Source organism: Streptomyces sp. MS191, assembly GCF_008042125.1.
Lineage (GTDB): Bacteria > Actinomycetota > Actinomycetes > Streptomycetales > Streptomycetaceae > Streptomyces.
The window spans coordinates 1-728 of the sequence record NZ_RDBI01000169.1 but is presented as its reverse complement, the minus strand read 5'-3'; the positions used below and the strand labels follow the sequence as shown (position 1 = coordinate 728).

At 73.2% G+C, this 728-nt stretch carries 1 protein-coding gene; it reads left to right on the top strand.

The window, feature by feature from the left end; genetic code table 11:
• Nucleotides 1-697: ABC transporter ATP-binding protein (locus EAO71_RS36135; protein ID WP_147982034.1), on the top strand; the 697-nt coding region annotated here is incomplete at its 5' end.
• Nucleotides 698-728: the final 31 nt, after the last annotated feature.

Here is a 728-nt window from a genome sequence, read left to right as displayed (position 1 = left end):
CCGCGCCCACATCAACCCCGCCCGCAGCGTCGGCGACTTCCTGATCGAAGGACTGACCACCGCACGCCGCGTCCCGACCGCCGAGGCGGTCCGGAAGGTCGCGGGAATCCTGCGGGAGGTCGGCATCGCCGATGCCGAACGGCGCATGCGCCAACGCCCCCACGAGCTGTCGGGCGGCCTGCTCCAACGCGTCATGATCGCCGCCGCGCTGGCCGCCGAACCTCGCCTGCTCCTGGCGGACGAACCCACGACCGCCCTCGACGTCACCACCCAGGAGGAGGTGATGGCCATCATCGGCGAGGCGCGAGAAGCCCGCGGGCTCGCCATGCTGTTCATCACCCACGACCTGGAACTCGCCGCGGCCGTGTGCGACCGGGTCGTCGTGATGTACGCGGGCACCACCGTGGAGGAAGTCCCGGCGGACCGTCTGCGCGGGCACGCCGCCCATCCCTACACGCGCGCCCTGCTCGCCTCCCGGCCCTCGGTCGCCGACGCCTCCGCGGAACTCCGCTCGATCCCCGGAAGGCCGCTGTCCGGTTTCGAGGCGCCCGACGGGTGCGCCTTCAGCGCCCGATGTCCCCACGTGCAGGACCTGTGCCGCAGCGAACGGCCGCGACCGGCCGCCGTCGGCGACGCCTCGGCGGCCTGCCACTTCCCCCGCACGCTCTCGCCCGAGGAGGCCGGCGGCCATGCTTGAGACACGCAACCTCCGCAAGCAGTTCGGCGAC